19 protein-coding genes are annotated in these 21,213 nt (G+C 41.5%); 8 read left to right on the forward strand and 11 right to left on the reverse strand.

Translation table 11 applies throughout. The annotated features are described in order from the left end of the window. Positions 1 to 195: 195 nt before the first annotated feature. From HLH16_RS12050 to HLH16_RS12075, 6 genes are all read left to right on the forward strand, one after another. On the forward strand, positions 196 to 489 hold the full coding sequence (locus HLH16_RS12050) for a hypothetical protein (RefSeq protein WP_171529501.1): 294 nt from the start codon (positions 196 to 198) through the stop codon (positions 487 to 489). Positions 490 to 672: 183 nt separating this feature from the next. Further along, positions 673 to 1,158 (forward strand): NUDIX hydrolase, encoded by a 486-nt coding sequence (locus HLH16_RS12055; protein WP_171529502.1) that lies wholly within the window; start codon positions 673 to 675, stop codon positions 1,156 to 1,158. A gap of 4 nt (positions 1,159 to 1,162) precedes the next feature. Then, positions 1,163 to 2,296, forward strand: a complete 1,134-nt coding sequence (gene mnmA, locus HLH16_RS12060; RefSeq protein WP_171529503.1) for a tRNA 2-thiouridine(34) synthase MnmA — start codon at positions 1,163 to 1,165, stop codon at positions 2,294 to 2,296. A 15-nt stretch (positions 2,297 to 2,311) separates the two neighbouring features. After that, a complete protein-coding gene (gene hflD / locus HLH16_RS12065) occupies positions 2,312 to 3,043 on the forward strand; it encodes a high frequency lysogenization protein HflD (RefSeq protein WP_171529504.1) in 732 nt (243 codons plus the stop codon). A gap of 320 nt (positions 3,044 to 3,363) precedes the next feature. Continuing rightward, entirely contained in the window at positions 3,364 to 4,752 is a 1,389-nt protein-coding gene (gene purB, locus HLH16_RS12070; RefSeq protein WP_171529505.1) for an adenylosuccinate lyase, read from the forward strand. 81 nt (positions 4,753 to 4,833) lie between these two features. Next, entirely contained in the window at positions 4,834 to 5,508 is a 675-nt protein-coding gene (locus HLH16_RS12075; RefSeq protein ID WP_171529506.1) for a DUF2238 domain-containing protein, read from the forward strand. Here the strand turns inward: HLH16_RS12075 and HLH16_RS12080 are convergent. From HLH16_RS12080 to HLH16_RS12105, 6 genes are all read right to left on the reverse strand, one after another. Further along, positions 5,464 to 6,081, reverse strand: coding sequence for a cytochrome b/b6 domain-containing protein (locus tag HLH16_RS12080; protein ID WP_171529507.1), 618 nt, complete (start codon positions 6,079 to 6,081; stop codon positions 5,464 to 5,466). The genes HLH16_RS12075 and HLH16_RS12080 overlap by 45 nt on opposite strands. 136 nt (positions 6,082 to 6,217) lie before the next feature. Further along, positions 6,218 to 7,180 carry a protease SohB gene (gene sohB, locus HLH16_RS12085; RefSeq protein WP_171529508.1) on the reverse strand — a complete coding sequence of 321 codons (963 nt, stop codon included), beginning with the start codon at positions 7,178 to 7,180 and terminating at the stop codon, positions 6,218 to 6,220. A 306-nt stretch (positions 7,181 to 7,486) separates the two neighbouring features. Next, entirely contained in the window at positions 7,487 to 8,413 is a 927-nt protein-coding gene (gene pstB / locus HLH16_RS12090; protein WP_131286835.1) for a phosphate ABC transporter ATP-binding protein PstB, read from the reverse strand. Between the two features lie 13 nt (positions 8,414 to 8,426). Next, a complete protein-coding gene (gene pstA / locus HLH16_RS12095) occupies positions 8,427 to 9,818 on the reverse strand; it encodes a phosphate ABC transporter permease PstA (RefSeq protein ID WP_214646702.1) in 1,392 nt (463 codons plus the stop codon). Further along, the gene (gene pstC / locus HLH16_RS12100) at positions 9,815 to 11,194 is read right to left on the reverse strand and encodes a phosphate ABC transporter permease subunit PstC (protein ID WP_171529509.1); all 1,380 of its coding nucleotides are present in this window, start codon (positions 11,192 to 11,194) and stop codon (positions 9,815 to 9,817) included. Before pstC ends, pstA begins: the two co-directional genes overlap by 4 nt. A 103-nt stretch (positions 11,195 to 11,297) precedes the next feature. Further along, positions 11,298 to 12,323, reverse strand: a complete 1,026-nt coding sequence (locus HLH16_RS12105) for a substrate-binding domain-containing protein (RefSeq protein ID WP_171529510.1) — start codon at positions 12,321 to 12,323, stop codon at positions 11,298 to 11,300. Positions 12,324 to 12,925: 602 nt separating this feature from the next. Between HLH16_RS12105 and HLH16_RS12110 the strand changes: the two genes are divergently transcribed. After that, positions 12,926 to 13,978, forward strand: coding sequence for a Rieske 2Fe-2S domain-containing protein (locus HLH16_RS12110; RefSeq protein ID WP_171529511.1), 1,053 nt, complete (start codon positions 12,926 to 12,928; stop codon positions 13,976 to 13,978). Between the two features lie 248 nt (positions 13,979 to 14,226). On the opposite strand, the gene HLH16_RS12115 is transcribed toward HLH16_RS12110, so the two are convergent. Both HLH16_RS12115 and HLH16_RS12120 read right to left on the reverse strand, forming a co-directional pair. Beyond that, positions 14,227 to 15,759: a pyridoxal phosphate-dependent decarboxylase family protein gene (locus HLH16_RS12115; RefSeq protein ID WP_171529512.1), complete on the reverse strand. Its 1,533-nt coding sequence runs from the start codon at positions 15,757 to 15,759 to the stop codon at positions 14,227 to 14,229. A gap of 3 nt (positions 15,760 to 15,762) precedes the next feature. Beyond that, positions 15,763 to 17,136: a diaminobutyrate--2-oxoglutarate transaminase gene (locus HLH16_RS12120; RefSeq protein WP_171529513.1), complete on the reverse strand. Its 1,374-nt coding sequence runs from the start codon at positions 17,134 to 17,136 to the stop codon at positions 15,763 to 15,765. A 472-nt stretch (positions 17,137 to 17,608) separates the two neighbouring features. Here HLH16_RS12120 and HLH16_RS12125 point away from each other — a divergent pair, with 472 nt between their 5' ends. Further along, positions 17,609 to 18,313, forward strand: coding sequence for an SIMPL domain-containing protein (locus HLH16_RS12125; RefSeq protein WP_171529514.1), 705 nt, complete (start codon positions 17,609 to 17,611; stop codon positions 18,311 to 18,313). Between the two features lie 213 nt (positions 18,314 to 18,526). Here the strand turns inward: HLH16_RS12125 and proB are convergent, their stop codons facing one another. The 3 genes from proB to HLH16_RS12140 all read right to left on the reverse strand — a co-directional run. Continuing rightward, entirely contained in the window at positions 18,527 to 19,660 is a 1,134-nt protein-coding gene (gene proB, locus HLH16_RS12130) for a glutamate 5-kinase (RefSeq protein ID WP_171529515.1), read from the reverse strand. A gap of 28 nt (positions 19,661 to 19,688) precedes the next feature. Beyond that, a complete protein-coding gene (gene cgtA, locus HLH16_RS12135; RefSeq protein WP_171529516.1) occupies positions 19,689 to 20,906 on the reverse strand; it encodes an Obg family GTPase CgtA in 1,218 nt (405 codons plus the stop codon). 195 nt (positions 20,907 to 21,101) lie between these two features. After that, positions 21,102 to 21,213: transposase (locus HLH16_RS12140; protein WP_171529517.1), on the reverse strand; the 112-nt coding region annotated here is incomplete at its 5' end.

Below are 21,213 nucleotides of genomic sequence, written 5' to 3' on the forward strand. Positions count from 1 at the left end.
AAAAATGGACAATGCCAATTCAAAATTGGCGTTTAGCGATGAATTGGTTTACGATTCAGTTCGATGATCGATTAAAAGATCATTTATAAAAAATGGAACTTACACAAAATAATTTACAGGCTCTCTATCGTCAATCATTTTATCCCGTTCACTGAAGATGAGGTCGGCAGTCCGGAACGCTTTGAAAGTGATTTTATGGTGCAATACTTAAGTGACAAGGTAATAAGTAGTGAGGCACAATCAGTTTTAGATGAAGGTCGCAAGCTATGGCAAGCCTACTTTACTCATATTGACAATCACATGGTTAGAGAGCAATTAAAATTAAACCGCCCTGATGTAGGTTGGTTTCAAGTACGTAATGCCCTAACGGCACGTAATAATAGTGGGGATTACATGCCAGTATCTTTCTCGAACTTTGAGGCTGCTTATACGCAGCTTACCGATAAGCTCAGGCCGATGGTATATGAACTCAACTTTCTAAAAGTTTAATTAATCTAACCCCATATTAAAAGCCTAATCACGATGGATTGGGCTTTTAAGTAATTTTCACATTAAAATAGTTCATAATGACTTAAATTCAAAAAATCGTCAAAAGCACTAAAAAGCTTTTACAACATAGCCACCGCCCCCTAAATTTTGTAGAATAGCCCTTTTATCCCATGGTGCTTTTCAATGACTGCTTGGACTGCTCACGTTACGGTTGCAACTGTTGTCGAAAAAAACGGAAAATTTCTGTTTGTTGAAGAACATACAGAAGGTGTAACACATACTGTGTTTAATCAGCCTGCGGGTCATATCGAATGTGGCGAAACCATTATTGATGCTGCCATTCGCGAAACCATGGAAGAAACCGGACATACAGTGAGTATTGAATCACTGCTAGGTATTTATACCTATACCCCGCCAATGTTTCCAGATCGCACCTATTTCCGTTTCTGCTTTTTAGCAAAATCGATTGCACATGATGAACATGCAACATTAGATACAGGAATCATTGGCGCAGTCTGGATGACTTTGGATGAACTGAAAGAATCTGCACGAGCACGTAGCCCCTTGGTAATTAAAGCCATTGAAGATGCTCTTTCAGGCAAAAAATACCCTTTATCGCTCATTTACGAGCACCAAAATTCTCCCTTAATTTCAACTTTGGATGCTTAATCCTATGCAACAACGTGTCATCGTCGGTATGTCTGGTGGTGTAGATTCTTCTGTTTCTGCAGCGCTTCTTCTTCAACAAGGATATCAGGTTGAAGGACTTTTCATGAAAAACTGGGAAGAAGATGACGGCACGGAATATTGCACGGCTATGGAAGATTTGGCCGATGCGCAAGCCGTTTGTGACAAAATCGGCATCAAATTGCATACAGCCAACTTTGCCATGGAATATTGGGATCGTGTTTTTGAGCATTTCCTTGCTGAATATGCTGCCGGTCGTACGCCAAACCCGGATATCTTATGTAATAAAGAAATCAAATTTCGTGCCTTTCTAGACCATGCGATTAACCTGGGTGCAGACTTTATTGCAACAGGTCATTACTGCCGTCGTGGTGAAACCATAACAAATTCGCGCGGTGAAGAATACGCACCTTTATTACGCGGCTTTGACCAAAACAAAGATCAAACTTATTTCTTACATGCTGTACATGGTCGTGAAATTAACAAGACTTTGTTCCCTGTGGGTGAAATTGAAAAACCGGAAGTTCGTCGTATTGCGGAAGAATTGGGTCTTGCAACAGCGAAGAAAAAAGATTCAACCGGCATTTGCTTTATTGGCGAACGTCGTTTTAATGACTTTTTAAAACAGTATTTACCTGCTCAAGCTGGAAAAATTTATCTAGATACAGGTAAAGAGGTTGGTGAACATCACGGCTTAATGTACTATACCCTCGGTCAACGAGGCGGCATCGGCCTAGGTGGTCTTAAAGGCGAAGCTGAAGGCGCATGGTTTGTTTTATATAAAGATATTGAAAACAACCGCCTTGTTATTGGTCAGGGTCATGAGCATCCACTGATGCAAAGTACTATACTTTGGAGTGAAGCGATTGACTGGGTTGCGGGTGAGCAAGAAATTCCAGAAACTGGTTTCCGCTGTACGGCTAAAACTCGTTACCGTCAACCTGATCAAGCTTGCGTCATTTATAAAGACAACAGTATGCCAAACGGCGTAAGAGTGGAATTCGATGAGCCGCAACGTGCGGTGACTCCAGGACAAAGTGTAGTGTTCTACGCAGATGAAGTTTGTTTAGGTGGCGGTGTGATTCATCATACCAATGCACCAAAACCTGATTTTATTTAAAAGGAAGCGATAGGCATGGCTGAGTTACCCTTTCAACAGCCTCAAACTTTGAATGTACGCCAAAATCGGGCTTTGGCGTTGGCAGCTGTGTTTCAATCGACACAGCTGACCCATATGACCGCCATGTCGGGACAGCAGAGTGTCGGTGAAAGTGGCAGTTTCTATTTGGAACAACTCATCAAAGCCAGCCTGAATATTCGTCCTACCGCCAATGAATCCTGCCAAACTTTAGATTTTTTTAATCAGCTTGCCGATATTTCCCTCGGTTTAAAAACTTTAGAAAATAGTATTAACCAACCGTTTAACCCCTCTCCCAAATCTCGTTTACCTAAATTATCTAGTGCCAAGTTGCCGATGAGCTATGCCATGGCGCTATTACAGTTAGAGAAAAAAGTTTATAGCAATCCAAAATTTGTGGAAATTATTGAAAAGTCACAACAAAAAATATTAAAGCAACTTTCATTTTTTGATAATAATTATTTACATCCCAGCATTATTGCCAATCTTGCTCAAACCTATGTCGAAACTGCAGGACAAATTAATCCGCGCATTATGGTCAAAGGCAACGCCCAAGCGTTTAAAGATACTTCTCATACCAACCGTATTCGCGCTTCCCTGTTTACTGGCCTACAACTGGCGCACTTATGGCGTCAGATGGGTGGCAGTTCATGGGGCATGATTTTCAGCAAGCGTAAGCTGCTTCAAGATATTCAAGATCTTGCCCGTTTACAGTATCAGGTGGTTTAACTGATGTTGTGCGGGCTTTGTTTTACATAGGGACCGTATATGCTGCAAAAATGATTGCAACAATGAGTATTTTTTAATGATACGAGGCATGGTTTGTAAAACTTAGTTGTTCTAAGTGAGCAAAGCATAACGAAGTAGCATAAAAAATATTCGAGTCCCGCAGGGTTGATATTAAAACAATTTCAAACTGCATTACGAAGTTTAAAAATAGTCTCGCTATTCTTTGCATTTCGTACCTTGTTTGCTCCGTTTTAATTTTCAACGCAACACATTTTTGAAACGTATTCGGCCCCCTCAATTCCAAAGTTTAAGGAATCGCTATGAACGCTTTAACCGCACTTTCTCCATTAGATGGACGCTACGCGAGCAAATGTGATGCTCTCCGTCCTTTCCTCTCTGAGTTTGGTTTAATCCATGCTCGTGTGACTGTTGAAGTGCGCTGGTTACAAGCGCTTGCAAACCGTCCTGAAATCACTGAAGTTCCAGCTTTTTCAGCAGCAACCAATGCTGCTCTAGATGCAATTGTGGCTGATTTCTCTGAAGATGATGCAAACCGCATTAAAGACATTGAACGTACCACTAACCACGATGTGAAAGCGGTTGAATACTTTCTTAAAGAAAAAATTGCACACATTGATGAATTGAAAGATGCTGGTGAATTCATTCACTTTGCATGTACTTCTGAAGACATCAACAACTTGTCTCACGCCCTAATGTTAAAAAATGGTCGTGATGTTCTTGTTGCTTCTATGCAAAGCATTATCGATGCAATTGCGACTCTGGCTGAAACTCACGCTGAACAACCAATGTTGTCTCGTACGCATGGTCAAACTGCAAGCCCAACCACTTTGGGTAAAGAAATGGCAAACGTGGCTTACCGCCTTGCACGCCAAATCAAACAATTTAACCATGTTGAATTGCTCGGTAAAATCAATGGTGCTGTAGGTAACTACAATGCACATTATTCAGCATATCCAGAAATTAACTGGCCTGCACATTCACAAGCTTTTGTTGAATCTTTAGGTTTAGCGTTCAACCCGTACACTACTCAAATTGAACCACATGATTACATGGCGGAACTTTTTGATGCGTTACGTCGTTTCAACACGATTTTGATCGACTTTAACCGTGACGTTTGGGGTTACATCTCTTTAGGTTTCTTCAAACAACGTTTGAAAGAAGGTGAAGTTGGTTCTTCGACTATGCCACACAAAGTCAACCCGATTGACTTCGAAAACTCTGAAGGTAACTTAGGCTTGGCCAATGCAGTATTGGCTCACTTGGGTGAAAAACTTCCGATTTCTCGCTGGCAACGTGACTTAACTGACTCTACTGTTCTTCGTAACATGGGTGTTGGTTTTGCACAAAGCTTGATTGCTTTTGAAGCTTGCTTAAAAGGTATTGGCAAATTAGAGCTAAATGCTGCGCGTATTGCTGAAGATTTAGACCATGCTCAAGAAGTATTGGCTGAACCAATCCAAACGGTTATGCGTCGTTACAACGTAGAAAAACCATACGAAAAATTAAAAGCCCTGACTCGTGGTCAAGCAATGACTCGCGAAATGATGGTGAACTTCGTAAATGGTAATGAACTTGAAGCTGTTCCTGCTGCGGATCGTGCACGTTTGGCTGAGATGACACCTGCAACCTATACAGGTAATGCAGCTGAGCAAGCGAAACAAATTAAAGAGTTAATCGCTAAAATCTAATTAGATTTTAGCTAGAAAAAGCGAAGCTTCGGCTTCGCTTTTTTATTATAATTCCACTACTTTATAGTCGAAAACAATAAGATGATTGAATACCAACTCACCTTAAAACACTGGCTTGGTTTAGGTTTTATAACCATTGCCATAGTGATCGCAAGTATTCGTCCTTTAGAATTTGAAGCATATATCCTGCATCAGCTCGGCACAGTATTTATGCTCGCTGCCTTGTTGTTTACCCAGAAGAAAATCGGCCTGAGTTTTTACAGTTTTGCACTCTATCTTATTTTTTTACTGATTCATATTGTGGGAGCACATTACCTGTATTCCTATGTGCCCTATAACGAATGGCTAATTCAACTGTTCAGTTTTGACCTCAATCAATCGATGGGCTGGTCACGCAATATGTATGACCGTTTAGTGCATATTGCCTGTGGTGTACTGCTCTACCCCGTGCTACTGAGACTGTTTCATGTATGGCTGCCTGAAGCTAAACCCTTCACGCTGTTTTTATTGGTGGTCCAGTTTATCATGGCCACCAGTTTAATTTATGAATGGCTTGAATGGCTGATTGCAATTGGTTTATCGCCTGAAGATGCGGAAAACTACAATGGCCAGCAGGGCGATGTCTGGGATGCACATATGGATATGCTGCTTGCAACACTTGGGGCTGCAAGCTACGGTCTGCTTCATCTATGCTGGTGTCGGTATAAAAGCCTAGCTAAAGTACCACAACCAAAAAGCGACCAACACGCCCAGTGACAGAACTAAAGTAAACAGGGTGAACCATGAATGCGATTCTGTCCCCCAAAACATACGCTTTGCCAGCCATTTTTTAAGCAGAACACTATTTAGTGTCAGTGCTGCCAAGTGTAGCAATACACTCGCTAAAAACAGATTGGCGAATAGCTCATGCACTTCTTTTAAACTGTGGCTCTGCGTATAGTCTGTTAAAAATCCTGCCAGTACAGTTAAGGGCAACAGGCAAAAAACACCCAGTATGCTGAGCTGAAATAAGCTGGAACTAGCTGCTTTTAAAAATGTCGGGGAAAGCCATTGCTGCGGCTGTGTCCAATAGCGCTGTACAAATGGCTTGATCACATAAAATCGACGGTTCACTCCCGAAGGCTGAGTATGGGCAAGTCGAGGAGCAAAAAATTGCCATAAAATTCTTAAGATCAGGCTAATACCGAGTGTATAGCCAAATGCCATATGCACTTGATGCCATTCTTCTGCATCCCCCGTGAGATAAGCCCCAGTAAAGCTCAAAATGATGATGATATGCAAAAATCGAATCAGTAAATCTGTAGAAGATATTGTTGTGTTCTGAGCCATAAAAAACCTTGGTTGACTGTATTTTAATTGCAGCATAGCAGCTCAAGCTGAGTTGAATATTAAGACACAGTCAAAAAAATGGCGCTCATTAGAGCGCCATTTTAAAATCAGAAGATCAATTTAAGATCACTTTAAATTAAAGCTTAGGATCACGCAGTTGAATGACATTCGCACTCGCTTTTGACAACGTTTCCATGACCTTATTCATCACTGCAGGCACCAAACCATCTGCAATTTGTGCAGCTTGCAAGCCCAGCTTTTCACCCAAAGTTGGTTTACGACGCATATCAAGCACATACACATCATGCTGTGCCAATAAACCCAGCAGATATTCATCTGAGGTTTGCAGTTTATCGACCAAGTTTAATTCAAGCGCATCTTTTCCATACCAATGCTCACCTGTTGCGACTTTTTCCACATTCAGTTGTGGACGGTATTTTTCAACAAAGTGTTTGAACAACTCATGGGTTTGTTGCAATTCTTCTTCAAATTTGGCTTTACCTTCAGCGGTATTTTCGCCAAACATGGTTACGGTACGTTTAAACTCACCTGCAGTATAAAGCTCAAAATCAATATGTTTGTCTTTCAATAAGCGGTTGAAGTTGGGCACTTGAGCAACCACACCAATTGAACCCACAACGGCAAATGGCGCAGAAACAATTTCGTTGGCAATACATGCCATCATATAACCGCCACTTGCTGCAACCTTGTCGACGCAAATCGTCAGGTTAAAACCGGCATCACGCAGACGTACCAATTGTGCAGCCGCCAGACCATAACCATGCACCATACCACCCGGACTTTCCAGACGAACAACCACACGATCACGCCCTGCTTTTGCTGTCGCTAAAATTAGGGTGATTTCTTCACGTAAACTTTCTACAGCAGATGCAGCGGTATCACCCTTAAAATCGAGTACATAAATTTTTTGATTATTTTTTTTACGTAACTTGGCTTCTTTTGAAAGCTGTTGAGTGAGTTGCAAGAGTTCAAATTTAGATGCTGTGGCTTGCGCAATTTTTTTACGTTGTTCATTTACGCGCGCATTTAAATGGCTGATTCGAATTTCAGCCGGTAATTTAGGGTTATGGAATAACATATAAAATGATTTCTCTAATTGTATCTGCGGTTGTCTTTAACATGAGGTCAAAACATTGAAAATTCAATATGAATTTTATAAATCATCCAATTGCAGAGATTCTTTTCCTTTAAGTACTTTATACAGCAAAACATTTTCCCAGCATAAAAATACATGCCTAAAGATAATCATCGGATAAAAAATCAAGGTTAAATGATGACTAGCTGAACACGTTGCATTTCATTTTTAAACAAAAATATTTGATCAAAAAATTGATGATTCAATAAAAAAAGAGCCTTTCGGCTCTTTTTCAATACAGTCATTTGATTAACCAAAACGACCAGTAATATAAGCTTCAGTCAACTGATGATCTGGCTGAGTGAAGACTTTTTCAGTCGAGTTCACTTCAATCAAATCACCTAGATGGAAGTAAGCCGTACGGTCAGATACACGCGCTGCCTGTTGCATCGAATGCGTCACAATGGCAATGGTATATTGCGTAGAAAGCTCTGAAATCAGTTCTTCAATTTTTGCCGTTGCAATCGGATCCAGTGCTGAACACGGTTCGTCCATCAAAATCACTTCTGGGCTCACCGCGATAGTACGTGCAATACATAAACGCTGTTGCTGACCACCTGAAAGACCTGTACCCGGTTGGTTTAAACGGTCTTTGACTTCATCCCAAAGACCTGCTTTGTGCAAGCTGTTTTCAACAATTTCTTCAAGGTCGTATTTGTCACGTGCCAAACCGTGAAGTTTTGGACCATAAGCCACGTTATCAAAAATTGATTTCGGGAATGGATTTGGTTTTTGGAACACCATGCCGACTTGAGCACGAAGTAATACCACGTCCAGGTTTGGATCATAGATATCCTGATTATCCAACATCACCTTACCCGTCACGCGACACGAATCAATGGTGTCATTCATACGGTTTAAAGTACGTAGAAAAGTCGATTTACCACAACCAGATGGACCAATGAAAGCAATCACTTCATTTTCGTAGATATTGATATCAATACCTTTAATGGCTTCTGCTTGATCATAGTAAACATGGACATCCGAAGTGCTTATTTTAACATTGGATGTTTGGTTTTCTTTTTTAGCCGAAGGATGGGTATCAAATTGCGAAACAAATGAAGTGCCTTGACGTTTGTTATCTACTTCGGGTGAGGTAAATTGTTTCTGATCTTGATTCACGGATTCATCCTGCTCTAAGGAATTTGTTTTTGACATCGCTGTTACAGTATTCATATATTGCCCTTTCCTACCAGCGTACTTCAAATTTCTTACGTAACCAGATTGCCAGACTATTTAAGCCCACCATCAGTGCAAGTAAGACAATAATTGCAGCAGCGGTACGTCCTTCGAAGAAGTTACGTAATTCATTGCCCTGCCATAAGAAAATTTGTACCGGTAATGCTGTGGATTGATCGAGTGGTGAAGCCGGAATACTCGCAACAAAGGCACTCATACCAATCAGGAGCAGCGGTGCTGTTTCACCTAAGGCTTGTGCCACACCAATAATCGCACCGGTTAAGATACCCGGTATCGCCAGTGGCAATACATGGTGAAATACCGTTTGTACTCGAGAAGCACCCAAGCCCAATGCCGCCTGACGAATTGATGGCGGTACAGCTTTAAGCGATGCACGCGTGGTGATAATCACGGTTGGAAGTGTCATCAGACTGAGTACCAAACCACCGACCAAAGGCGCAGAAATCGGTAACTGCATCCAACCAATAAAAATGGCAGCACCCAACAGACCAAATACGATGGATGGTACGGCTGCAAGGTTATTGATATTTACTTCCACGACATCAGTAATGAAATTTTTCGGTGCAAATTCTTCCAGATAAATGGCAGATGCCACACCAATTGGAATCGAGATAAAAATCACGATCAGCATCATGAACAAGGAGCCCATGAATGCGCCGGCCAAACCAGAAGTTGCAGGAGAACTACGCGAGTCTGGATTGGTAAAAATATTGGTATTAAAGGTATTTTCAAGCACACCTTTGGCTTTTAAATCATCAGCCAGTTGGCGAATTTCCGGGCTTAATTGCTGCTGGTCATCAGGTAATGAGCGATCAATATTTCCTGCTAACCATACATCAACATTGGCATCAGCCAAAATATTCAAATCTTTCTTTTGACCAACCAATGCTGGATCTGCAAGTACCATATCACGTACACGGTAAGCTTCCGAGCTGGTATACAGACTTGCAAGCTCATCGCGTTTAGACGCAATACTCGGGTCTTTTGCAATTAATCCGTTCACGATTAAAGCATCCCAATCCACCATCCCCATTTCAGTTTGCCAAGCGATAAAGCGCTCTTGAAAATGAGCAGGAGATTCGCCTGCTTTTTTGACAGGCTTCGCGCCCGCATTAATTACAGTTGGATCAAAATAGACCGGAACCGTCATACTGGTTTGCCAAAATGCCGGTAAGCCTTTTGCCAGAATACTTCCGAATAGCAGTACCACAAAAAACAGACCGGTAATGACTGCAGAGAAGCCGAATATGCGGAACATTTTTTCTTTGCGATGACGCTTTGCCAAAGAACTACTAATTCTTTGTTTACGTTTTTCGCGCAATTCAGCAGAAACTCGTGGATCACGTGCCTGATCCATGGAAGATGTATTAGAAGTACTCATTCGTATTGCTCGCGATATTTACGCACGATATACAGTGCAACGATGTTCAAACCTAAAGTAATCACAAACAAGGTTAAACCCAATGCAAATGCCACCAATGCTTGTGGGCTGGCAAAGTCGGTATCACCTGTAAGTTGATTGACGATAGTAATGGTCACGGTTGAAATCGCTTCCAACGGATTGGCATGCAGTAATGGGCTATTCCCTGCCGCCAGAACCACGATCATGGTTTCACCAATGGCACGGGAGGCTGCAAGTAAAAATGCACCAATAATGCCCGGCAAGGCTGCAGGTAACACTACCTGACGAATGGTTTCCGACTTGGTTGCACCGAGTCCCAAAGAACCATCACGTAGCGAGCGCGGTACCTGGGTAATAATGTCATCTGAAAGCGAAGATACAAACGGAATAATCATAATCCCCATCACGAAACCTGCGGTTAAGGCACTGGTGGCATTAATTTCTAGCCCAATGCTTGCTCCAAGCATTTTAAAGAATGGGCCAATAATCATTAATGCAAATACACCATAAACGATGGTCGGGATGCCGGCTAAAACTTCAATCGCCGGTTTTGCCCAAGAACGAAAGCCAGAGGATGCATATTCAGCCAAATAGATTGCAATCATCAAACCGACTGGCACTGCGACTAATAAAGCGATACCACTGACCATCAGCGTGCCCCAAAGCAGCGGCAATAAGCCATAACTTCCTTCGGCATTTCCTGATGTACTAAAACCCGGATTCCATTCTGTACCAAAGAAGAAATCGAGTGGACTGACGAAATTAAAGAAGCGCATGGCTTCACTAAACATCGACATCACAATGCCGATAGTGGTTAAAATTGCTACACCAGAACATAAGGCTAAAGCCACATTAATGGTTTTTTCGACCTGGTTACGTGCACGATATTGTTGCGCTACACGTTTTTTTGCCAAAACCAGACCCGCTAAAGCGGCACAGATCACCACGGCCAATTTAGCAAAAGAACTAATGTTTTCAATTCTTGATAACTGTTGTGCTGCGGCAATTTCATAGGCTGCGGCTTTATCACTGACCCCAAAACCAGAGGCAATGGCCTGAACACGGTCAATCACAACTTCCATGCCAGATTGATCTAATGTTACTGCAATATTTGCAGGTATATTATTTAAAATCACATGTCGTAAAATATTCGGTTCGACAATGTTCCAAACCAGTAAAATTAAAAAAGCAGGGATACCACACCATAAAGCCACCAACGCACCGTAATATCCAGGTCGAGAGTGCAACTTCGCAGAGTTATTTCCCTTACCTGCCAGGCTACGGCTTTTAGATAACCCGATTTGATAGGCTACGGCAATCAATGCCAATAACACACCTATGAGTAGCAGATTCATGTATTCTCCGGCATTTTTTCAATTTTCATGCTTTGAAAAAACCTTGTCTATGCAAAAAAGCTGATGCTAGAAATTATCTAGCACCAGCCTCGTTCATTTCTAATTACTTAACCGCTTTACCAGCTTTTAAAGCTGTAAGAGTTTTTGCGCGTTCACTATCAGACATTGAAATCAAACCCGCTTTTTCCAGCTTAGAACCTTTACCTGAAACTTTCTTACTTAAGAAGTATTCAGAATATTGTTGTAAGCCTTTGATTGATTTAAGGTGCTCACCTTTCACGTAGAAGTACAATGGACGTGATACTGGGTAAGAACCATTCAGAATCGTTTTTTCTGATGGCACAACATTGTTTACTGTCGCTACACGTAATTTGTCACGGTTTTGATCATAGAAACCTAGACCAAATACACCTACCGCACTTGGAGAAGTTTTTAAACGTGCCAGTGTTTCAGTATAGTCGCCTGCAATTTCAATCACTTTGCCATCTTTACGGAAATTAGAACATGCTTTCTTCTGTGCATCTTTATCTAAATTTTTGAAATATGCGTAAGATTCACAACCTGCTTCAACCATTTTTTCTTGGAACACTTCACGTGTACCATGGTTAGATGCTGGAATTACCAATGTAATTGGTTCATTTGGCAGTGCTTTATCAATTTGGTTCCAACGTGTATACGGGTTTGCAACCAATTTACCATTTGATGGTAATTCTGCTGCAAGTGCTGCAAATACATGTTGTGGGCGTAATTTATAAGATGCTTTCTTTGAATTAGACGCAAATACAATACCGTCATAACCCACTTTAACTTCAATCACTTGATTCACGCCTGCTTTTTTACATGCAGCTAATTCAGAATCTTTAATTTTACGAGATGCATTGGCGATGTCGATGGTGTTGTCACCCACGCCTTGACAGAATTGCTTCAAACCGCCAGATGTACCACCAGAACCTACAACCGGTGTTTTAAACTGTGGAAAAGTGTTACCAAATTCTTCTGCTACAATACTTGCGTAAGGTAGAACAGTTGAAGAACCAGCGATCTGGATGGTGTCACGAGCTGCATTTGCTGTTGTTGCTACAGCTGCCCCTGAAACTACTAAAGCAAGTGCGATGTGATTTAAGCGCATTCTCTTCTCTCTTCATTAGATGCAATTTTGAAGTACGCTACTTTTTTATAAAGTTTTGTACTTTTTCGATAGCTGCATTTTGATTTTATAATATGACAAAGAAGTTACAGCTATGTGACGTTTTAATGATAATTAAAAAAGTCTTTTTTTTATAATTATAAAGTTATATAAATCAATAAATAACATCACATTTAATCTGATAATTTTTTTATTTTTGCAGCATTATAATTGTAATAATTCATTTACTGTCATCAAAAACCATTGCTTATTATTCAAGCATTGATTTATGTATCTCATCATTTTGATCAATTTACTTCATATCTATTTTATTTTTTGAACTTACAAAGAGTGTCTGATTAAATTTTTACTGACAAAAAAGAAGTCTTAAAAACCTCTTTTCATAACACCATGACCTTAGTCGATTGCTGCGTATATCCTTCTTAAATGAAACCATGATGACCTATGTTCATTTAACTTATTTATTTTCAACATCGCCTCACTGTTCTAATTTTTGCAATCACTGATCAAGTTAATTGAAATTTCATAGAATGGGGCGCTGTTTTATATTCAAACTCAAGATCAAGAAAAAAAAAGATTCCGTTATGAATAGTAAAAATATTGCCACTTTTAATCCTGATTTACCCATACATATGACATTTGAGGAACATGATTGGCATTTATTGGCGCAACATTGGTATCCGATTGCCCTTGCCCGTGATATTACCGATCAGCCGTTGGGAACCACGCTGCTGGACATTCCCCTGGTGATTTATAAAATGAATGGCGAGTTAATTGTTGCCAAAGATGCCTGCCCTCACCGGGGTGTTCCTTTAAGCTTGGGCAAAAATGATGCTCAAGGCGTAGTCTGTCGTTATCATGGTTTACGATTTGGCAGCGAGGGTAAATGCAACCGCATTCCTGCACATCCTCAACACAAAATTTCAGATCGCTTTAATCTAAAAACTTATGCTGCAGTGGAACGTTATGGTTTGATTTGGTGTTCGCTGACTGCAGCAAAAGATGCTGAACCCAATATTCCAGTCATGCCCTTTTGGGAGGATGCTGAATACCAGCAACTGGTTTGCCCCCAAGTAGACATTAACTGCTTTGCAGGAAGACAGCTCGAAGGCTTTATTGATGTGGCTCATTTTGCCTGGGTGCATCCAGATACTTTTGGCGATCCGGATAATGTAGAAGTGCCAGACTATACAACGACTGAAACCGATTATGGCTTTTCTGCAGATTATATCAGTAGTGTTGGACGTTATCCGATTGGACTAGATCAACGTGGTCAGCAAGATTTCAAATGGCTCAGACATTTTGAAATCAGCTTACCCTTTACCGCAACTTTAACCATTCATTTTCCCAACAATGCACGACAAGTCATTATGAATGCAGCATCTCCAATGACAGCGCGTTCGACGCGGCTATTTGCACCGATTTGCCGTAATTATGACAAAGACTTACCGGTTGAAGATGCTTACGAGTTTAATTTAAAAATTTTTGAGGAAGATCGACTTATTGTTGAAAATCAGAAACCTGAATATCTACCTTTAGATTTATCATTAGAAGCGCATTTCCCAGCAGATCGCAGTTCGAGTATGTACCGTAAACTGTTGAGAAAAATGGGCTTTAGTCCGCTCTTTGCGGCCTAAATTTCTACGAGTATCAATCTTAAAATGATTTCAAAAAGAAGTTCCTTCAGTGCAACAAAGGATTTTTGTTAGTTTTCATTCCTGAAAAGTGAGGCACCCTCTAAGTAACTCAATTTAAAATTTTATTCACAATATGACACGGTACCATCGCATGAACTCCTTAACTAGAGCTAAAAGTTACGCCTACAATAAGAAAAAGAAGATCAATTGATCTTCTTTTTCTTTAATACAACAAACAACTACATCGATTAGTCGATGGCAGGTTTATATGTACCGGCTTGAATTGGACCTTTGATACGATCAGCTTCTTCTAGCACTAAGCGTAAAAGATTCTTCACGTTATCTAAAGTTGCAATAGGGCTGAGTGTAGTCATCTTCAATGATTGAACTTCACCCACTTTGGTTACCCCAATATTTGCTTCGCCACGTGCAAACAATTCATCTGCAACGTTCTGGTTTAGTGTATCCAGCAATTCTGTTGGGTAGCCTTCAGGAATCACACGGAACAATACAGAAGCAAATTGTGGATCAACCAGCATCTCTAAACCAGCAGTTGCATTGATGTAGTCAGCCACTTCGCGAGTCAACTTCACACCATGATCGATCATCGAACCATAAAGCTCTTCACCAAGTGCCTCAACCGTCATCCACAATTTCAACGCATCAAAACGACGGGTTGTTTGTAATGATTTAGACACCAAGTTTGGAACGCCATGTTCTTCATCATAAGCAGAGTTTAAGTACTCAGCTTCATAATGCATGAAACGGTAGTTCGCTTCATCTTTCAACAAGAACGCGCCACAAGAAATGGTTTGGAAATAATGCTTATGGAAATCCAGTGTCACTGAATCAGACAACTCGATACCATCCAGCATTGAACGGAACTCATTCGAAAGAATCAGTGCCCCACCCCATGCTGCGTCGATGTGCATCCACGCGCCATATTTGTTGGTAATGTCACGAATCGCTTTTAATGGATCGATCGCACCGGCATCAGTTGTACCTGCGGTCGCAACCACACATGCAACGATTTTACCTTCTGCTTGAAGGCGAGCTATTGTCGCTTCAAGAGCAGCAACGTCCATCTGTGCATTTTCATTCACAGGAACAGCCACCACAGACTGGAAGCCCATGCCCATCATCGCCATGTTCTTTTGCACAGAGAAATGCGCATTTTCAGAACAAATCACTTTAACGTTACGCATAGCGTCAGCAGGAATACCATCACGCTGAACAGACCACGGATTACCGTTTTCATCTTTCCAGTTTTTCGCGATGCAAGCATCACGTGCCAGTAAAACGCCCATCAAGTTCGATTGCGTACCGCCAGAGGTGAATACACCTGCCTGACCTGCACCATAACCGACTTTTTGACGAAGCCAGTCAATCAGCTGAACTTCCATCAATGAACCGGCAGGGCTTTGATCCCATGAGTCCATAGACTGGTTAGTTGCATTAATCAACACTTCTGCAATTTGGCTCGCGACCATGGTCGGGCAATGCAAATGCGCAAGTGAATTCGGATGATGTACTTTCAAGCTTTTATTTAAGAAAAGCTCAACCATACGCTCAAGAGATTTGTGTAAGCCCATCCCTTCTTTTGAAGGATGAAATGCAATTGCACTGCGTAGCTCTTTAATGCTGCCGCCAGTGTACATTTTGTCATTTTGCAACCATGCTGAAACGGCTTTTACCGCTTCGTCCATTGCTGACTGATAGTCAGCAATAGAACCTGCATCATTGCAGAATAACGCTTTACGGTGTTCTGCAAAATCTACCATGTATTATGCGCCTCGAGTAGCAATAAGCGCTTCAGCAATTGCTTTCTTAAAGCGAGCAATCGCTTCAACACATTCGTCATGCGTGATGATGAGTGGGCAAAGTAAACGAATCACTGTACCGTTACGACCACCTTTTTCGAGCAACAATTTATTGTCGAAACATGCAGCTTGAATCGCAGCAGCCAATTGAGAATCACCTGGTAATGAACCCATATGATCGGCTTGTTGGCGTTCATCCACGATTTCAACACCAATCATCAAACCACGGCCACGTACGTTACCGATACATGGGAATTCAACTGCTAATTTTTTCAATTCAGCTTGTAAAAAGTCACCACGTTCTTGTGCATTTTGCGCAAGATTTTGTTCTTTAATGGTTTTGATCGTTGCAAGACCAGTACCCATCGCCAATTGGTTACCACGGAAAGTTCCTGTGTGACCAGCAGGCTGCCAAGCATCAAACTTACGTTTAATACCGAGCACTGCAAGCGGCAAACTACCACCCACCGCTTTAGACATCACCACAACGTCAGGTTCAATACCCGCGTGTTCAAAGGCAAACATTTTACCTGAACGTGCGAAACCAGCTTGAACTTCATCAAGAATAAGCACGATGTTGTGTTTTTCAGTCACTTCACGGATTTTCTTCAACCATTTGGTTGGTGCTGTAACCACACCACCTTCACCTTGAATTGCTTCAAGAATCACGGCTGCTGGCTTGGTTACACCACTTTCTACATCTTCAATAAAGTTTTCGAAGAAGTAAGTTAAAGCATCTACACCTGCTTCACCGCCAATGCCCAATGGGCAACGGTATTCATGCGGATATGGCATAAACTGTACGCCTGGCATTAAGCCATTTACCGCATTTTTAGCAGACAAGTTACCTGTCATGGCTAAAGCGCCATGCGTCATCCCATGATAGCCACCAGAGAAGCTGATCACAGTACTACGACCTGTATAGGTTTTTGCTAATTTAATTGCTGCTTCCGTACCATCTGCACCAGACGGACCACAGAACTGTAGACAATACTCTTCTTTACCACCAGGTAATTGCTCAAGTAGTGCTTCAGTAAAAGCATCTTTTAAAGGCGTTGTTAAATCTAAAGTATGTAATGGCAAGCCACTTGCTAAAGTGTCTTGAATACTTTGGATGACCGCAGGGTGATTATGGCCTAAAGCCAATGTCCCTGCCCCAGCTAAACAATCGAGGTACTCAGTACCTTCAACATCAGTAACCCAGCAGCCTAAGGCTTTTGCTATCGCTAACGGTAATTTACGTGGATAGCTACGAACATTGGATTCCATCTGGCTTTGGCGAGTCAAATAGTATTCGTTAGTAGACTTAGGGGCAGGATTTACAGAAGAAACGCTCATATCGAATTACCATCTCTGATATGGGTTAAAAGAAATAAGTCGGGTGACTTGCGGTCTTTTGACTCGGTGCTTTATAGTTCTAGTTAGACTTCGATTTATTTGTCATAACTAGAGGGCGGATGATACCGAATTTTTCTAAAAAATAAACAACTTTCGGCACTTTATCCGTCCTAATTCATCAAAAAAAATATCAAGCTAATCTAGAGGTTGAATTATCATCTTACATTGTGACAGGGGAAAGAAAACCTCATTTTCTTATGCTTTTATTGGTAAAGTCGTATAATAAAGTAAAACTTCTTTCAAATTAAGTTATAAGTGTATAATTTTTCTTAAATTTTATAAATAAAAATGAAGGGGATTTTTTGAGCTTGTTTTTACAATCCCACCACAAACTCTACTAAAATTCACCATAAACACACTTTAATATCATCAATATAGATTCAAATTTCACTTACAAAAATAGGTCAAAAAAATGCGTTATTTAACTCTCTCCACTCTGGTTTTAGCCTCTGCTTTCAGTGCAACTGCCTTTGCTCAACAAAATGAACAACTGAATTACAACGTCGTCAATGTACAAGCAGAAGCTGCACGCCAAGTATCGAATGATGAAATGCATGCGGTTTTATATATCGAAAAGAGTAATAAACAACCTGCAGAACTTGCGTCACAAATCACGCAATTAATGAATCAAGCCATGGCTTTAGCCAGAAAATATCCACAGGTTAAAGTAGAAACCGGTTCTCAAACCACTTATCCAATTTATGACAATGACAGCCGCAAGTTGAAAGAATGGCGTGGTCGTGCAGAAATTCAGATTGAAAGTACTAACTTTAAAGCCGCGAGCCAATTGATCGGTGAACTTCAACAAAACTTCCAGACTCAATCGATTAACTTTAACGTTTCAGATGCACAACGTAAAAAAGTTGAGAATGAGCTGATGGTTGAGGCTTCAAAAAACTTTCAGCAACGTGCACAAATGCTCAGCCAAGCCTGGAATAAATCGGGTTATAACCTGGTTAATCTCAATTTGAATACCAGTGGTCAGTACCCACAACCGGTCATGATGCGTGCCAACATGGCGAAATTTTCAGGTGCTGAAGCTGTCGATGCTCAAGACGTAGCAGCGGGTGAATCTAAAATCACCGTGAACGCCAATGGGTCGATTCAATTTAAATAAGGCCTTATAGCTTTTTCTTCTTTTGAACAAGAGAACTGTTATTCCACAAATTATCTATTTTCTTAAGGGAAGCTCCCTCTCCTTTTAGAAGACAAGAATCCTCAGAATATATTCTGAGTTAGCAAGAGACAAAACTTCCCTTTTTTTAATTTCAGAATATTCACACATAAAAAAATCCCGCTCTTAAGCAGGATTTTTTTAATACCTAAATTCTTAGTAGATCGCCATATGATTGCGATGAATCATTTCTAAAGAACGTGCTTCACCTAAAACCTGATGCACTTTATCCGAAGACAAACCCTTCACAATTTCAGCTGAGCGCGAACTAAAGTTGACACGCCCCACAGCAACACGACCACCATGTGAATCGACACATTCAACCACATCACCACGTTCAAAATGACCTTCCACCGCTTTTACCCCAACAGGCAATAAACTGCGATGATTTTCTTTAATCGCTTTAACTGCGCCATCATCCAAGACTAAACGGCCTGCAGTTTGCAGATGCGCAGCCAACCATTGCTGATGTGCAGTAATACGGTCATTGTCAGTAATAAACAAGGTACCGAGCAATTCACCAGACATTAAGCGCGCAAGCACATTGTCGCTTTCGCCACTGGCGATCAGTGTTGGACAACCTGATTTCGCTGCCAAGCGTGCCGCACGAACTTTGGTCAACATGCCACCACGACCAAATTTTCCGCCACCACCGGCCATATCAAACAGGCTTTCATCCAAAGCACGAACCGTATGGAACAGTTTTGCATTTGGATTAGAACGTGGATCAGAGTCAAACATGCCTTGCTGATCGGTCAAGATAATCAACAAATCTGCATGAACCTGACCTGCGACCATAGCAGCCAAGGTGTCGTTATCACCAAAGCGAATTTCGTCAGTCGATACCGTGTCATTTTCATTAATGACAGGAATCACATGCCAGTCAATTAAATGCTGCAAAGCATCGCAAGAGTTCAAATAACGTCGACGGTCTGCCAGGTCATCATGAGTCAATAAAACTTGAGCCGTTTGAATAGAATGATTTTCTAATACACTCGACCAGGTTTGAATCAAGCCCATTTGACCAATAGCAGCACATGCCTGAAGACTCGGTAAATCAGTGGGTCGATTCGACAATTTCATCCGAACCATACCTTCAGCCACAGCACCTGAAGACACCAGAATGATTTCGTGTCCTGCATTGTGTAGATCCGCAATTTGTTTCGCCCAATGCGAAATTGCATCCAAATCTAAACCTTGCCCATTTGCCGTGAGTAAAGATGATCCGATTTTAACAACGATTCGTTTACAACCCTTGAGCTGACGTTGCCCATCTACCACTTCTATCATCTTGTCCTCAGTACTCTATCCTAAGAGCTTAACGTACGTAAAACACTTCCACATCACTATCATCATCGCCATCTTCATCATCTTCATCATCGCCCAGAATACCGGCAAGACGTTGCTGACGACGCATCTCACGATACGCTTCTTTTGCAGCGATGGTCTGTTCACGTGTTTCAGCTTCAAGCTGATCACGGAATGCTTTCATTTCTGCTGCGTATTCAGGATCTTCAACTTCGCGTTCACGTTGTTGTTCAATTTGATCCATCAGGTAATAAACAACTTCTTTAGTCCCTTCCGACATCAAGCCAGAAGTTTGGAATACTGGACCTTCCCACTTCATTTCTTCCAGAAGATGTTTACACCATTCTTCTTTGGTGTCCTGATCGAGTTGGTCAACCTTGTTCAGCACCAGTACCACTGGCAATTTAGCAAGGGTTGGAGAGAATTTTTTCAACTCATTCAAAATTGCCTTGGCATTGTGCACCGGGTCTGAACCGTCAATCGGCTGTACATCAACAATGTGCAACAGAATACGGGTACGGGCTAAATGTTTAAGGAAACGAATACCCAGACCTGCACCTTCAGAGGCACCTTCAATCAGTCCAGGAATATCGGCCATCACAAATGAACGGTGACGGTCGGCATCAACTACACCCAGGTTTGGAACCATGGTAGTAAATGGATAATCTGCAACTTTAGGTTTAGCTGCTGATACTGCACGAATAAAGGTCGATTTACCGGCATTCGGCATACCGAGCAAGCCAACATCCGCAAGAACTTTAAGCTCTAAACGAATTTCACGGTATTCACCTTTGGTACCTGTTGTGCACTTACGTGGTGAACGATTCGTTGATGATTTAAAGTGGGTATTACCCAAACCACCTTCACCGCCCGCTGCAACCATCACACGTTGACCATCAGTGACCAAGTCACCGATAATATCGCCAGATTCTGTATCTACAATGGTTGTTCCTACTGGAACCTTTAATACGGTGTCTTCACCGCCACGACCTGAACAGTTTGCACCACGACCATTCTTGGCGCGTTCTGCACGGAATCTACGGGTATAACGATAATCTACAAGTGTGCTTGTGTCGTTATCGGCTTCAACATAGATGTTACCGCCACGTCCACCATCACCACCATCTGGACCACCAAATGGTACGAATTTTTCACGGCGAAAACTGGCTACGCCATTGCCACCGTCGCCAGCCTCTACGGTAATGACTGCTTCATCAACAAAGCGCATATTGCCAATCCTCTAAATACTTTAAAACCGCATATTCTGCCATATTTTACAAAATTTCTCGAATAGTATTATTCAGCATTACATGATTTTTAGTATTGTTAAGATGAATTTGGCTTGAACTGAGGCCATATTGCTTGGCTTAGTTCAATGATCCAATCAGAAAATTTAAAATAACCATCTACTTAGGGCGTGTCATCAATTAAGCCATATCATGATTGAGGCAAGGTAGATCGCTGACAGGAAGTTTTGAGCCAATTTATCATAGCGCGTAGCAATACCTCGATACTGCTTGAGCTTGGCGAAGAAG

It is taken from the genome of Acinetobacter sp. ANC 5378 (assembly GCF_013004315.1).
GTDB lineage: Bacteria > Pseudomonadota > Gammaproteobacteria > Pseudomonadales > Moraxellaceae > Acinetobacter.